At 66.9% G+C, this 12,726-nt stretch carries 12 protein-coding genes; 7 read left to right on the forward strand and 5 right to left on the reverse strand.

Going from position 1 to position 12,726, the window contains the following annotated elements:
• Positions 1–88 precede the first annotated feature (88 nt).
• From B3E94_RS15880 to B3E94_RS15900, 5 genes are all read left to right on the forward strand, one after another.
• Positions 89–2,590 (forward strand): TcfC E-set like domain-containing protein, encoded by a 2,502-nt coding sequence (locus B3E94_RS15880; protein WP_286914245.1) that lies wholly within the window; start codon positions 89–91, stop codon positions 2,588–2,590.
• A gap of 77 nt (positions 2,591–2,667) precedes the next feature.
• Entirely contained in the window at positions 2,668–3,864 is a 1,197-nt protein-coding gene (locus B3E94_RS15885) for a hypothetical protein (RefSeq protein ID WP_286914247.1), read from the forward strand.
• Positions 3,865–3,987: 123 nt separating this feature from the next.
• Complete coding sequence (locus tag B3E94_RS15890; protein ID WP_286914248.1) at positions 3,988–4,719, forward strand: molecular chaperone; 732 nt, start codon at positions 3,988–3,990, stop codon at positions 4,717–4,719.
• A 9-nt stretch (positions 4,720–4,728) separates the two neighbouring features.
• The gene (locus B3E94_RS15895; protein WP_286914249.1) at positions 4,729–5,355 is read left to right on the forward strand and encodes a response regulator transcription factor; all 627 of its coding nucleotides are present in this window, start codon (positions 4,729–4,731) and stop codon (positions 5,353–5,355) included.
• A 26-nt stretch (positions 5,356–5,381) separates the two neighbouring features.
• Positions 5,382–5,837 (forward strand): Hpt domain-containing protein, encoded by a 456-nt coding sequence (locus tag B3E94_RS15900; protein ID WP_286914250.1) that lies wholly within the window; start codon positions 5,382–5,384, stop codon positions 5,835–5,837.
• A 42-nt stretch (positions 5,838–5,879) separates the two neighbouring features.
• Here the strand turns inward: B3E94_RS15900 and B3E94_RS15905 are convergent, their stop codons facing one another.
• Entirely contained in the window at positions 5,880–6,032 is a 153-nt protein-coding gene (locus tag B3E94_RS15905; protein ID WP_009682861.1) for a DUF3309 family protein, read from the reverse strand.
• Between the two features lie 205 nt (positions 6,033–6,237).
• On the opposite strand from B3E94_RS15905, the gene B3E94_RS15910 reads away from it, so the two are divergent.
• Both B3E94_RS15910 and csrA read left to right on the forward strand, forming a co-directional pair.
• A complete protein-coding gene (locus tag B3E94_RS15910) occupies positions 6,238–7,047 on the forward strand; it encodes an SDR family oxidoreductase (RefSeq protein WP_286914252.1) in 810 nt (269 codons plus the stop codon).
• A gap of 126 nt (positions 7,048–7,173) precedes the next feature.
• The gene (csrA, locus tag B3E94_RS15915; RefSeq protein WP_286914253.1) at positions 7,174–7,356 is read left to right on the forward strand and encodes a carbon storage regulator CsrA; all 183 of its coding nucleotides are present in this window, start codon (positions 7,174–7,176) and stop codon (positions 7,354–7,356) included.
• Positions 7,357–7,472: 116 nt separating this feature from the next.
• On the opposite strand, the gene B3E94_RS15920 is transcribed toward csrA, so the two are convergent.
• The 4 genes from B3E94_RS15920 to B3E94_RS15935 form a co-directional block, all read right to left on the reverse strand.
• The gene (locus B3E94_RS15920) at positions 7,473–7,700 is read right to left on the reverse strand and encodes a YheU family protein (protein WP_003252629.1); all 228 of its coding nucleotides are present in this window, start codon (positions 7,698–7,700) and stop codon (positions 7,473–7,475) included.
• A 60-nt stretch (positions 7,701–7,760) separates the two neighbouring features.
• Positions 7,761–8,945: an osmoprotectant NAGGN system M42 family peptidase gene (locus B3E94_RS15925; RefSeq protein ID WP_236237448.1), complete on the reverse strand. Its 1,185-nt coding sequence runs from the start codon at positions 8,943–8,945 to the stop codon at positions 7,761–7,763.
• Between the two features lie 118 nt (positions 8,946–9,063).
• Positions 9,064–10,809, reverse strand: a complete 1,746-nt coding sequence (gene ngg, locus B3E94_RS15930; RefSeq protein ID WP_286914254.1) for an N-acetylglutaminylglutamine synthetase — start codon at positions 10,807–10,809, stop codon at positions 9,064–9,066.
• Between the two features lie 3 nt (positions 10,810–10,812).
• Positions 10,813–12,600 (reverse strand): N-acetylglutaminylglutamine amidotransferase, encoded by a 1,788-nt coding sequence (locus tag B3E94_RS15935; protein WP_286914255.1) that lies wholly within the window; start codon positions 12,598–12,600, stop codon positions 10,813–10,815.
• Positions 12,601–12,726 lie beyond the last annotated feature (126 nt).

Raw genomic sequence — 12,726 nt, forward strand, 5'->3', positions numbered from 1 at the left:
GGCTCAACCTTTCATTCGTTGTGTTACCCGTCCTTCACCCCGGGGGTTGCCTCGGCGGTGAAGGTGGGGCCTGCCTGCCAATAAGAAAATGACCAAGAACTCATTCATCGCTGCGCTGCGCGGTTTGTTTGGCGTAGGCGCGTTGTCCGCTGCCTTGCCTGCGTGGGCAGATGCACCCCGCTCGGTGGTCCCCGGCCTGGTCCAGGCCGAGGGCCTGCCGCGCGAATTCGAAGGGCACTTTTTCGAGGTGCCGCTGGCGGTCCGGGTCGACCTCGATGGCCGCTACCTGGGCGACGCGATGGTGGTGCTGTCGCGCGACCAGCGCGTGCAACTGCTCGAATTCACCGAAACCCTGGACAGCACCGAGCCTGAAAGCCTGCGCCGTCGCTGGCAGGAGCGGCTGGCTGACGGCCGGCCGTTGGGCGATTGCCAAAGCGACTGCGTCGATGGCTTGCGCGCCTTGCACTACAGCCTGGTCAACTCGCAGTTGTCGGTGCTCACCGACCAGGCCGAAGCCAAGGATGTTGCCGCCCGCTATCACCGCCTGCCTGAGCAGGGCAGCCATGGCCTGCTGCTGCGCAACCAGCTCAACCTGGTTGGCGATGGCCGCGAGACCAGCGGCCGCTATGCCTTGCAAGGCCAGACCAGCCTCGGCAACTGGACCGGCGTCGCCGATGGCCAGCTCGACCGTGGCAGCGACAGCGAGCAGGGCACCCGCTACCGCCTCGACCAGCTGTACAGCGAACGGCTGCACGAGGACCACTTCTACCGCCTGGGCTACTTCACCCCGGCCGCTCAAGGCCTGGCGCGCCAGCCGCGTTCATTCGGCAGCAGCCCGGATACCACCTTGGGCGTGATGTTCGGCAGCAGCGACAGCCTTGCCATCGACATCGCCAGCCCCAGCGCCACCCCCATCTACGTCACCCCGGACCGCCCGGGCGTGGTGGAGATCTACCGCAATGGCGTGCTGATCAACAGCCAGCCGGTACAACCCGGCCTGCAGACCCTGGACACGCGGGTGCTGCCCGGCGGCATCTACGAGGTCGAGGTGCGCCTGGTCGAAGATGGCCAGGTCAGTTCACGCACCCAGGAATTCATCTACAAGCCGTCCAACTGGAGCGCCACCGATTCACGCTGGCGCTACAACGCCTACCTCGGGCGCCAGGACAGCCTGCTGAACAATTGGCAGGACGATTACCAGGACAGCCTCAGCGCCGGCCTCATGGCCAACTACCTGCTGCACCCGCGCGCCGTGCTGGGGCTTTCGGCACAGCGCATCGACGATCGCCTGCAATACGGCACCTCGCTGGACTGGACCCCGCGCGACCGCACCACGCTGTACGCCAACGTCTTCGAGACCCAAGGCTACGGCACCGGATACGACCTGCAGGGCATCTTCAGCCACGACCTGGGGTCGCTGGTGCTCAGCCACAACCGCTCGTGGATCGAGGCGGCGCGCGACCTCGATGGCGGCCCGGTCCGCCAGCAGAACAGCCAGACCTCGCTGTCGCTGAACCAGCGCCTGGACTCGCGCCACACCGCGACCGTGCGGGTGGCGCGCAGCAGTGGCGAGTCCAGCGGCATGAGCTATGACGTGGGCTGGTCGTACTTCGGCAAGCTCGGCGGCTCCGATGCCACCTGGCGCTTGTCGCTGTTCGACCGGCCGGGTACCCGTGCCACCGACGAGCAGCGCAGCCGCGGCGTCAACCTGAGCCTGAGCATGAGCCTGGGCGAGCCGGGCAAGCGCATTTCGGCGAGCGTCGGCAGCCGCACCTCGCGCGATGGTGGCCGCGACCAGAATGCCTCGGTGTCGTACCAGCAGGATGTCGAGCTCGGCGCGCTGCGAACGCTCACCGCCACCACCACGCTGGACCGCTACGGCGCAGGCCTGGCGGGCCATGCCAACTTCGAGAACCCGTTGCTGCATGGGGATGCCTATGTCCAGCAGTCGTCCTACAACGGCGAGGTCAGCGGCGGGCTGAACCTGGAAAGCATGGTGGCGGTCGGCGCTGGCAAGGTGGCCATGAGCGGCCAGTACCTGCCCCACGAAGCCGGCCTGATCGTCGACGTCGACACCGACTTGCCCGACCTGCGCCTGCGTGCCGATGACCACCTGGGAAGCAGCGCACGGCTGCATCCAGGGCGCAACATCATCCCGGTCACCGCGTTCAAGTCGGGCCATGTGCAGTTCGACTTCGAAGAAGGCGAGAGCACGGCGGCGGTGATCCAGCCTTCGAGCGTCGACTACCACCTCAACCGCGGCGGCGTGGAATATCGCCAGCTGCACGTGATGCGCACGGTCACCGTGCTGGGGCGCCTGCTCGATGCACAGGGGCAACCCATGCGCGGTGCGTTGGTGATGAACCACGCCAGCCGCGGGGTCAGCGAAGTGGACGGGCACTTCACCGTGGAAATGAGCGAGTCCACCCCGACCCTGGAGATCCGCAGCGCCGGCGCCGCTGCCTGCCTGCTCAAACTCGACCCGGCGGGCCTGCAGCGCGAAGACGACGTACTGCTGGCCGGCGACTTGCGCTGCGTGCCCAAAGGTTGGGCCAGCACGGCGGCCAACGGCGAGGGAGGGGAGAGCTGATGAGGCTGCTTACCATTGGCGCCCAGCCAGTGCCGGGCCAGGCCCTGCACGCCATCGCACACACAAGGAACTTGCCGATGCCCGCTGTACCTGTACCACGCCCGCGCCTGGCGCGCTGGCTCCTGGCCTTGCTCGGCCTGTCGGCGCTGCTGCCAGCCGACGCGGCGCAGGTCACCTTCACCGCCAAGTACCGCGGCGAAGCCAGTGGCCGGTTCGAGAACACCACGCGCCAGGCAGGCTTTTGTGGCCAGTGGCCAACCCACTGCATGGGTGTGCAGACGGTCGGCCTGCCGGTCTCCTATATGAAAACCTCAACTGCCCATGCGCCGGACCTGCGTGACCAGTACTACGTCAAGTTGCCGGGCCGGCGCACGATCCAGGTGACCAACCCGCAGACAGGCGACTCGTATCCGATGACCTTCGAGATCCTGTCCGTCAGCCAGAGGGTGTACGAGGCGAGCGAGAAGAACCCGGTATTCACGCGCTACCCCCAAGGTGGCTGTACCTACAAGGTCACCTACTGGACCAATGTGGGTTGGACCATGTACCTGTGGGATGTGCGCACCCCGCAACAACCCCAGCCCTGTACCTCGCACGCCACCGATGCTGCTTACGGCGAAACCGTGCGCACCTACGTGAGCGATCTGGCGGTGGCCTACCGCTTGAGCATGCCTTCGCCCCTGGCCATGAAGCCTGGGCTGTACCAAGGCAGCGAAACCTACACGGTCGGCGCGGGCATGGACTTCGACTTCGGCAACAACGTCGAAAGCCTCAACACCAACAGCATGACCCTGAACTTCGAGCTGGACGTGCAGCATGCCTTCGTCATCGACTTCCCCCCTGGTTCGGAACGTGCGGTGCTCGAGCCGCCCGGCGGCTGGTCGGGCTGGCTGTCGCGCGGGCAGCCGCCGCAGCGCCTGTCGCGCGACCTGTTGTTCCAGATCTGGTCGAGCGGGCCGTTCACCGCCTACAAGCTGTGCCAGTACCCGGTGGGCGAGCGCTGCGGGATCCGCAATGCGGCCAACCACGAGGTGCCGGTCAAGGTGGGGGTGAGCATGCCCAATGGCGTGCGCCATGCCGGCAATGACGTACGCAAGCTCGACCTGCCCACCGGGCGTGGCTCGGCGCTGTCGTTCGAGGCGGTGGCGACCGTGTTCAACCGTGCCGGGCAGCTGAACTTCGAGGTGGAGCGCGAGCATGTGCAAGAGATGCTCGAGCACCCGGGCAGTACGTACCGCGGTGATGTAACGGTGGTGTTCGATGCCGAGATGTGAGGGGCAGTTTGGGATCCGTCCTACTCGCGTGGGCGACTTTTCCTACTGGTGTGCAAGGGACACTCGGGCGGATTCCCTCGATAATATCAATATGACATCACTCGTTCTCGCTGGAGGCTTGAAATGAATGCCCGTTGCATGATCGCTGTTCTGCTGTGGTTGCCCTCGATTACCCTGGCCGCGCCCGAAATCAATGTGGGTGCGCTGTATGACTACCTCGGCGCAGGCAAGAGCACCCTGCTCAAGCGCGTGCGCAATGGTGGCGATACCACTGCCTTCGTCAAGGTCAGCGTTGCCGAGCTGGTCTACGACCGCGAGGGCAACCCGCGGGAAATCGACCAGGACAGCCTGCCCCTGGCCGAACGTGGCGTGGTGGCGAGCCCGGCACGGCTGATCGTGCCGGCCAAGGGCATGCAGGCGGTACGCCTGCTGTACCGCGGCGACCGGCAGTCCGAGCGCTACTTCCGCCTGCGCTTCGTGCCCGTGCTCCCGGAAACCCAGGACGGCTTCAACCTCTCCGAGGCGCAGGCCGAGGAGTACCGCGAAGGGCTCAAGGCCGGCGTCAACCTGCTGGCCGGCTATGGCACGCTGTTGTTCGTGCGGCCCAACCAGATGCGCTTCGACACCCCGATCGACGAGCAGCCGGCGCAGTTCTCCGTGCGCAACAGCGGCAACAGCACGGTGATCCTCGATCACGTTCGCCATTGCAGCAACGATGGCCAACGCTGCGACACCACCACCAAGCACCACCTGCTGCCGGGCCGCGACCGGGTGTTCCCGCGCCAGGCCGGCTGGGCCTACCAGTTCGAGCTGATCGAGGGCGATCGCCGGCGTGAACTGGCGATCGGCGGCTGAGGGGTGCCCATGTCCAAGGTTCTGGTCGTCGATGATCACCCCTTCATACGCGCCAGCGTGTGCATGCAACTGCGCCAGGACCAGCATGAGGTGGTCGGCCAGGCTGACAATGGCGTCGATGCCGTGCGCCTGGCCCGCGAATGCAGCCCCGACATCGTCATTCTCGACCTGCTCATCCCAGGCCTGGACGGCCTGGAGGTGATCAGCCGAATCAAGGGGCTGGAGCGGCCTTGCAAGCTGCTGGTGCTGACCTCGCAGCCGGCCGAGAACTATTCGCTGCGCTGCATGAAGGCCGGCGCCTCGGGCTTCGTCTCCAAGACCGACGACCTGGTTGCCCTGAGCAAGGCCGTGGTGGCGGTGCTATCGGGCTACACCTTCTTCCCGGCGGTGGCGCTGAGCACGGTCAACCGCCGCGAGCTCGAGGACGACGAGGCGCAAATCATCGCCCGCTTGAGCGACCGCGAACTGGTGATCCTGCAGCAATTGGCCAAGGGCATGAGCAACAAGGCGATCGGCGAGGCCATGCTGCTGAGCAACAAGACCATCAGCACCTACAAGGCCCGCTTGATCGAGAAGCTCAAGGTGGCCTCGCTGATCGACCTGGCCGACTTCGCGCGCCGCAACGGCGTGATTTGAGTGAACAATGCTGTCTGGGGGCAGGCATGGACGTGTGCTGCTTCAAGCCACCGCCTTTGGCCAAGCTGAGGCGCCCGCCGCAGCGCAACGTGGCGGCACGGGCCGAGGGCCTGGGTTTCGACCTTGACGAGTTGAGGCGGCTGACAGGGGGAGACCGGCGCGTGCTGGGCACGCTGCTGCAGGAACTGTTGCGGGTCAACCGCGATGACCTGCGCCGCTTGCGTCAGTACCTGGCCCGGCGTGACCTGGTGGGCCTGGCGGCCATGGCGCACCGGATCAAGGGGGCGGTCAGGATGATTCGTGCGCAGGAAGTGATGGATGCCTGCGAGGGGCTCGAAGCCGTTTGCGAAGAGGTGTCGCAGGTGAACGCCGAAGTGGCCTGCAAGCTGCGCGAGTTGATCAATGCGGTCATCTGCCTTGAGGTTCGCGTGCGGCGTTATCAGGCCAACTTGCGGCAGAAGCCGGCCAAACCGATGGGCTGACCTGGGCTGGCCAGCGGTGAGCCAGCCCAGGCCTGCCCTCGGTCATATGCGGCCGAGCAACAACAGGACCAACAGCACCACCAGCACCACGCCGACGATGCCGGATGGGCCGTAGCCCCAGCTGCGCGAGTGGGGGAAGACCGGCAAGCCGCCGATCAGCAGCAGGATCAGGATGATGATGAGGATCGTGGTCATGGGCGAAGTCCTTGCGTGGTGGGGGGGCAGGGCCTCGTACAACTGGCCTCTTGTAATTCGGACCGGTGCCGCTTGCGAAAGATTCCATCGGCAAGGCACTGACCGCCAGGTCATGCTCGCCCATTCACTACCCTGATGGACCCTGCCACGCGCCAACGCCTTGATTAGACTGGCCTGACAACCCATCAGCACAAGGCTTGCCACCATGCACAACCGCATCATGATCACCGGCGCCGGGTCCGGCCTTGGCCGCGAGATCGCCCTGCGCTGGGCGCGCGAGGGCTGGCGCCTGGCGCTGGCCGACGTCAACGAGCCTGGCCTGCGCGACACCCTGGAGCTTGTGCGCCAAGCAGGCGGCGAGGGCTTCGTGCAGCGCTGCGATGTGCGCGACTACAGCCAGCTCACGGCCCTGGCCCAGGCCTGCGAGGAGAAGTTCGGCGGCATCGATGTGATCGTCAACAACGCCGGCGTTGCCTCGGGCGGGTTCTTCGCCGAGCTGTCGCTGGAGGACTGGGACTGGCAGATCGCGGTCAACCTGATGGGCGTGGTCAAGGGCTGCAAGGCCTTCCTGGCGCTGCTCGAGCGCAGCAAAGGGCGCATCGTCAACGTGGCGTCCATGGCTGCGTTGATGCAGGGGCCGGGCATGAGCAACTACAACGTGGCCAAGGCCGGCGTGCTGGCGCTGTCGGAAAGCCTGCTGGTGGAGCTGCGCCAGGTGGAGGTGGCGGTGCATGTGGTGTGCCCGTCGTTCTTCCAGACCAACCTGCTCGACTCGTTCCGCGGCCCGAACCCGGCGATGAAGGCCCAGGTTGGCAAACTGCTCGAAGGCTCGCCCATCAGCGCGGCGGATATCGCCGACTACATTCACCAGCAGGTGGCGGCGGGCGAGTTCCTGATCCTGCCCCACGAGGCCGGGCGCCAGGCGTGGCAGCTCAAGCGGCAGGCGCCGGAGAAGCTGTACGACGAGATGGCGGACATGGCCGTGAAGATGCGCGCGAAGGCGCAAACGCGCTGATTGCAGGAAACGTCTGTAGGGAATTTTACCTGCGGGCGTAGGGCGCTTCTGGATTTCTCTGGAGGCGTTGAGTTGCGGAATTTACCCATGCAATCTCCGGTTTTTCCTGTTGTCGGAGGGTGCAGCATGTTGGTCATAGGGCGCGAAGTGGGAGAGGTCATCACCATCGGTGACGACATCCAGATCAAGGTGGTGGAAACCCGCGATGGCATGGTGCGCTTCGGCGTCAGTGCGCCGCGCGACGTGTCGGTGCATCGGGCCGAGGTGTACAAGCGGATCAAGGCGGGGGAGGGTCGCAAGCCGGCTTAGGTGTGTCAGTGATGGCCCCTTCGCGGGGCAAGCCCGCTCCCACAGGCACCCCACTGGCCTCAAATGCAGCGGTGAACCCGTGGGAGCGGGCTTGCCCCGCGAAAGGGCCGGTGCTGTCAGTCGAGCAACTCGCGCGGCACATCATGCTTGGCCAGCAGCTGGCACTGCTGGCTCTCCAGGTCGAAGAGGATGAACGCCTGGCCCTTGGCCAACGCCTGGCGCACCCGCAGCACACGGGTTTCCAGCGGCGTGTCGTCGCCATTGTCGGTGCCGTCGCGGGTGACGAAATCCTCGATCAGGCGGGTCAGGGTTTCGGCTTGCAGTTGGTCATAAGGGATCAGCATGGCAGCGTTCGGCTTCGTGGAAGAATCGGCCAATGCTACGCCAAACCCGGTACCCCTTGCTCATCCCTTGTTCCCCACCAGGCTGTCGACGGCCGGCACCCGGGTGTCGCTCTCCATCTGCGCATCGTGTTCGAGCTGGTGGCTGAAGCGCTCGAGCGAGGCATTGGCCGGGTTCGAATCGCTGGCGAACACCGGCGGGCTCAGCAGGTAGCCCGACAGCAGGCGGCTGAGCGCGGCCAGGCTGTCGATGTGGGTGCGCTCGTAGCCGTGGGTGGCGTCGCAGCCGAACGCCACCAGCGCGGTGCGGATGTCGTGGCCGGCGGTCACGGCCGAATGGGCGTCGCTGAAGTAGTAGCGGAACACGTCGCGGCGCACCGGCAGGTCCTGATCGCCTGCCAGCTTCAGCAGGTGGCGCGACAGGTGGTAGTCATAGGGGCCGGAGGAGTCCTGCATCGCCACGCTCACGGCGTGTTCGCTGGAGGCCTGGCCGGGCGCCACCGGGGCGATGTCGATGCCGACGAATTCGCTGACGTCCCAGGGCAGGGCGGCGGCAGCGCCAGAGCCGGTTTCCTCGGTGATGGTGAACAGCGGGTGGCAGTCGATCAGCGGCTGGCGGCCACTTTCCACCACCGCCTTGAGCGCTGCCAGCAAGGCCGCCACGCCGGCCTTGTCGTCCAGGTGGCGGGCGCTGATGTGGCCGCTTTCGGTGAACTCCGGCAACGGGTCGAAGGCGACGAAATCGCCGACTGCGATGCCCAGCGCCTCGCAGTCGGCGCGGGTGGTGCAGTAGGCATCCAGGCGCACTTCCACGTGCTCCCAGCTGATCGGCATCTGGTCGATGGCGGTGTTGAAGGCGTGCCCGCTGGCCATCAGCGGCAGCACGCTGCCGCGGTACACGCCGGTGTCGGTGAACACGCTGACCCGGCTGCCTTCGGCGAAGCGGCTCGACCAGCAGCCCACTGCCGCCAGGGCCAGCCGGCCGTTGTCCTGCACCTGGCGCACGCTGGCGCCGATGGTGTCGAGGTGGGCCGAGACGGCGCGGTCGGGCGAGCTCTGCCGGCCCTTGAGGGTGGCGCGGATGGTGCCGCGCCGGGTCAGCTCGAAGGGGATGCCCAGCTCGTCCAGGCGTTCGGCCACGTAGCGCACGATGGTGTCGGTGAAGCCGGTGGGGCTGGGGATCGCGAGCATCTCCAGGAGCACGCGCTTGAGGTAGTCGAGGTCGGGTTCGGGGTGTTGTGTAGACATGGTTACTCCTTGCCGGCCTCTTCGCGGGGCAAGCCCGCTCCCACAGATACCCCGCTCTGTCAGCTAGCGCACTGTACCTGTGGGAGCGGGCTTGCCCCGCGAAGAGGCCGTGATTGATTCACGCCAACGGCCGGCTATGTGGAAACAGCAGGTCGACAAAACGCTCGGCAGTCGGTTGCGGTTCGTGGTTGGCCAGCCCCGCCCGCTCATTGGCTTCGATGATCACGTAGTCCGGGCTTTCGGCATCGCGCACCATCAGGTCCAGCCCCACCACCGGAATCTCAAGCGCCCGGGCCGCCCGCACGGCGGCGTCGGCCAGCACCGGGTGCAGGCGTTCGGTCACGTCTTCCAAGGTGCCGCCAGTATGCAGGTTGGCGGTGCGGCGCACGGCCAGGCGCTGGCCGGCGGGGAGCACGCTGGCGTAGTCGAAGCCGGCGTCACGCAGCGTGCGCTCGGTCTCGTCGTCCAGCGGGATGCGGCTTTCGCCGCCGGTGGCGGCCTGGCGGCGGCGGCTCTGGGCGTCGATCAGCGCCTTGACGCTGTGCTTGCCGTCGCCCACCGCCTGGGCCGGGTGGCGGATGGCGGCGGCCACCACCTCGTAGCCGATTACCACGATGCGCAGGTCATGGCCTGGGTGGAAGCTCTCCAGCAGCACCCGGCTGTCGAAGCGCCGGGCCTGGTCGATGGCCTGGCTGACTTGGTCATAGCTCGTGAGGTTCACCGCCACGCCCTGGCCCTGTTCGCCATCCACCGGCTTGACCACCACCGCGCCATGCTCGTCGAGAAAGGCCAGGTTGTCGTCGGCATTGCCGGCCAGTTGCTGCATCGGCACCAGCAGGCCGGCCGCATGCAGGGCTTGCTGGGTCAGGCGCTTGTCCTGGCAGAGGGTCATGCTGACCGCGCTGGTCAGGTCGCTGAGCGATTCGCGGCAACGCACCCGGCGCCCGCCCAGGCTCAGGGTGAACAAGCCGCCGGCGGCGTCGTCGACCTGCACCTCGATGCCGCGCCGGTAGGCTTCGTCGACGATGATGCGGGCATAGGGGTTGAGCGTGGCCTCCGGGCCCGGGCCGAGAAACAGTTGCTGGTTGATGCCGTTCTTGCGCTTGACGGCGAAGGTCGGCAGGTCGCGAAAGCCGAGCTTCTTGTACAGGCGCTTGGCCTGGCGGTTGTCGTGCAGCACCGACAGGTCGAGGTAGGCCAGGCCACGGCTCATGAAGTGTTCGATCAGATGGCGCACCAGCACTTCGCCGACGCCCGGGCGGGTGCACTGCGGGTCCACGGCCAGGCACCACAGGCTGCTGCCGTGTTCCGGGTCGTCGAACGCCTTGCTGTGGTTCAGGCCCATCACGCTGCCGATCACCGCACCGCTGTCTTCATCCTCGGCCAGCCAGTACACCGGCCCGCCAAGGTGGCGTGGGGTGAGCAGCTCGGGCTGCACCGGCAGCATGCCCCGGGCCTGGTACAGGCCGTTGATGGCCTGCCAGTCGGCCTCGGCCTGCGCGCGGCGGATGCGAAAGCCGCGGAACACCCGCTGCGCCTGGCGGTAGTCGGTGAACCACAGGCGCAGGGTATCGGAGGGGTCGAGAAACAGCTGGTGCGGGGCCTGGGCCAGCAGTTGCTGAGGGGCCGCCACGTACAGGGCGATGTCGCGCTCGCCGGGCTGCTCTTGTTGCAGCGCCTCGGCCAGGCTCGCCGGGTCCGGGTAGGTGTGCCCGATCAGCAGGCGGCCCCAGCCGCAGTGCAGGGCACGCGGCTGGTCGTGGGGCTCGCTGCCGTCGCCGGCCAGGCGCGCCTGCAGGCGCTCGTAGGACGGCGCCTGGCCACGCAGCAGGCGCTGGCCGTAAGCGATTTCATGGGCTTTCATCGGTCAGATTCCTTGTTCGCTGAGCCACAGGTTCAGCGCCGCCAGCTGCCACAGCTTGGAGCCGCGCAGTGGGGTGAGCTGGCCGTGCGGGTTGCTCAGCAGGCGGTCGAGCATGGCCGGGTTGAACAGCCCGCGGTCCTGGCTTGGGTCGGTCAGCAGCTCGCGCACCCAGTCCAGCGTGGCGCCTTGCAGGTGCTTGAGGCCGGGGACCGGGAAGTAGCCTTTCTTGCGGTCGATCACCTCGTGGGGGATCACCCGCCGCGCGGCCTGCTTGAGCACCTGCTTGCCGCCATCGGGCAGCTTGAAGCGGGCTGGAATGCGCGCCGACAGCTCCACCAGGCGGTAGTCGAGGAACGGCGTGCGCGCCTCCAGGCCCCAGGCCATGGTCATGTTGTCGACCCGTTTGACCGGGTCGTCGACCAGCATCACCGTGCTGTCCAGGCGCAGCGCCTTGTCCACGGCATCCGGCGCGCCGGGGCGGGCGAAATGCTCGCGGACGAAATCGCCGGCGGCGTCGGTTTCCAGCAGCCACGGCGCCTGCACGGTGTCGCGGTATTCGTCGTGGCTGCGGTCGAAGAAGGCCGCGCGGTAGGCGCCAAAGGCGTCTTCGGCGCCGTCCACCTGCGGGTACCAGTGGTAGCCGGCGAACAGCTCGTCGGCGCCCTGGCCGCTTTGCACGCCCTTGCAGTGCTTGGCCACTTCCCGCGAGAGCAGGTAGAAGGCGATGCAGTCGTGGCTGACCATCGGTTCGCTCATGGCGCGGAAGGCAGCCGGCAGCTGGTCGATGATTTCACTTTCGGCGATGCGCAGCTTGTGGTGACGGGTGCCGTAGTGGCGGGCGATCAGGTCGGAGTACTGGAACTCGTCGCCGCGTTCGCCGCCGGCATCCTCGAAGCCGATCGAGAAAGTCGACAGGTCATCCACGCCGACTTCGCGCAGCAGGCCGACCAACAGGCTCGAGTCGACACCGCCGGAGAGCAGTACGCCAACGTCCACGGCGGCGCGCTGGCGGATTGCCACGGCGTCGCGGGTGGCGTCGAGCACGCGGGTGGTCCAGCCTTCCAGGTCGAGCTCGCGTTCGTCCGGGTTGGGGCCATAGTGCAGCTGCCACCAGGTCTGGCGCTCCACTTCACCATGGCGGTCGATGCGCATCCAGGTGCCGGGCTCGAGCTTTTGCACATTGGCCAGCAGGGTGCGCGGCGCGGGCACCACGGCGTGGAAGTTGAGGTAGTGGTTGAGCGCCACCGGGTCGATCATCGGGTCGATGTCGCCACCCTTGAGCAACGCCGGCAGGGTCGAGGCAAAGCGCAGCCGCTCGCCGTTGCGCGACAGGTACAGGGGTTTGACGCCCAGGCGGTCACGGGCCAGGAACAGGCGCTGGTTGTCGCGCTCCCAGATGGCCAGGGCGAACATGCCGTTGAGCTTGGGCAGCAAGGCCGCGCCCCAGGCGTGGTAGCCCTTGAGCAGCACCTCGGTGTCGCCGTCGGAGCAGAAGCTGTAGCCCAGCTCCTGCAGCTCCTGGCGCAGCTCCGGGAAGTTGTAGATGGCGCCGTTGAAGGCCAGGGCCAGGCCCAGGGGGTTGTCGACCATCGGCTGCGCCGAGCCGTCGGACAAATCCATGATCTTCAGCCGTCGATGGCCGAGGGCGATCGGGCCCTGGCTATGGAAGCCCCAGGCATCCGGGCCGCGAGGCGCCAGGTGATGGGTGATGCGCTCTACCGCGGCGAGGTCCGCCGGGCGAGGGGCTTGGTCGATGGGGGTGAAACGCAACTCTCCTGCTAATCCGCACATAGGTCCTTACCGGTTTTTCCGTTGGGGAATCAGTGCCCCGGATTAGGGCACGTGTAAGGAACTGACCTGGGTGAATTGCGAGAGTTTTAGATCGATCTGTTATATGGAAGGGGCCGCGTTGCGGCC

The organism is Pseudomonas sp. UBA6315 (assembly GCF_002438125.1).
GTDB lineage: Bacteria > Pseudomonadota > Gammaproteobacteria > Pseudomonadales > Pseudomonadaceae > Aquipseudomonas > Aquipseudomonas faucium.

Bases quoted from the DNA above. Each gene is read 5' to 3' on its own strand.
- B3E94_RS15880 (WP_286914245.1), top strand. From the start codon at position 89: ATGACCAAGAACTCATTCATCGCTGCGCTGCGCGGTTTGTTTGGCGTA.
- B3E94_RS15885 (WP_286914247.1), top strand. From the start codon at position 2,668: ATGCCCGCTGTACCTGTACCACGCCCGCGCCTGGCGCGCTGGCTCCTG.
- B3E94_RS15890 (WP_286914248.1), top strand. From the start codon at position 3,988: ATGAATGCCCGTTGCATGATCGCTGTTCTGCTGTGGTTGCCCTCGATT.
- B3E94_RS15895 (WP_286914249.1), top strand. From the start codon at position 4,729: ATGTCCAAGGTTCTGGTCGTCGATGATCACCCCTTCATACGCGCCAGC.
- B3E94_RS15900 (WP_286914250.1), top strand. From the start codon at position 5,382: ATGGACGTGTGCTGCTTCAAGCCACCGCCTTTGGCCAAGCTGAGGCGC.
- B3E94_RS15905 (WP_009682861.1), bottom strand. From the start codon at position 6,032: ATGACCACGATCCTCATCATCATCCTGATCCTGCTGCTGATCGGCGGC.
- B3E94_RS15910 (WP_286914252.1), top strand. From the start codon at position 6,238: ATGCACAACCGCATCATGATCACCGGCGCCGGGTCCGGCCTTGGCCGC.
- csrA (WP_286914253.1), top strand. From the start codon at position 7,174: ATGTTGGTCATAGGGCGCGAAGTGGGAGAGGTCATCACCATCGGTGAC.
- B3E94_RS15920 (WP_003252629.1), bottom strand. From the start codon at position 7,700: ATGCTGATCCCTTATGACCAACTGCAAGCCGAAACCCTGACCCGCCTG.
- B3E94_RS15925 (WP_236237448.1), bottom strand. From the start codon at position 8,945: ATGTCTACACAACACCCCGAACCCGACCTCGACTACCTCAAGCGCGTG.
- ngg (WP_286914254.1), bottom strand. From the start codon at position 10,809: ATGAAAGCCCATGAAATCGCTTACGGCCAGCGCCTGCTGCGTGGCCAG.
- B3E94_RS15935 (WP_286914255.1), bottom strand. From the start codon at position 12,600: ATGTGCGGATTAGCAGGAGAGTTGCGTTTCACCCCCATCGACCAAGCC.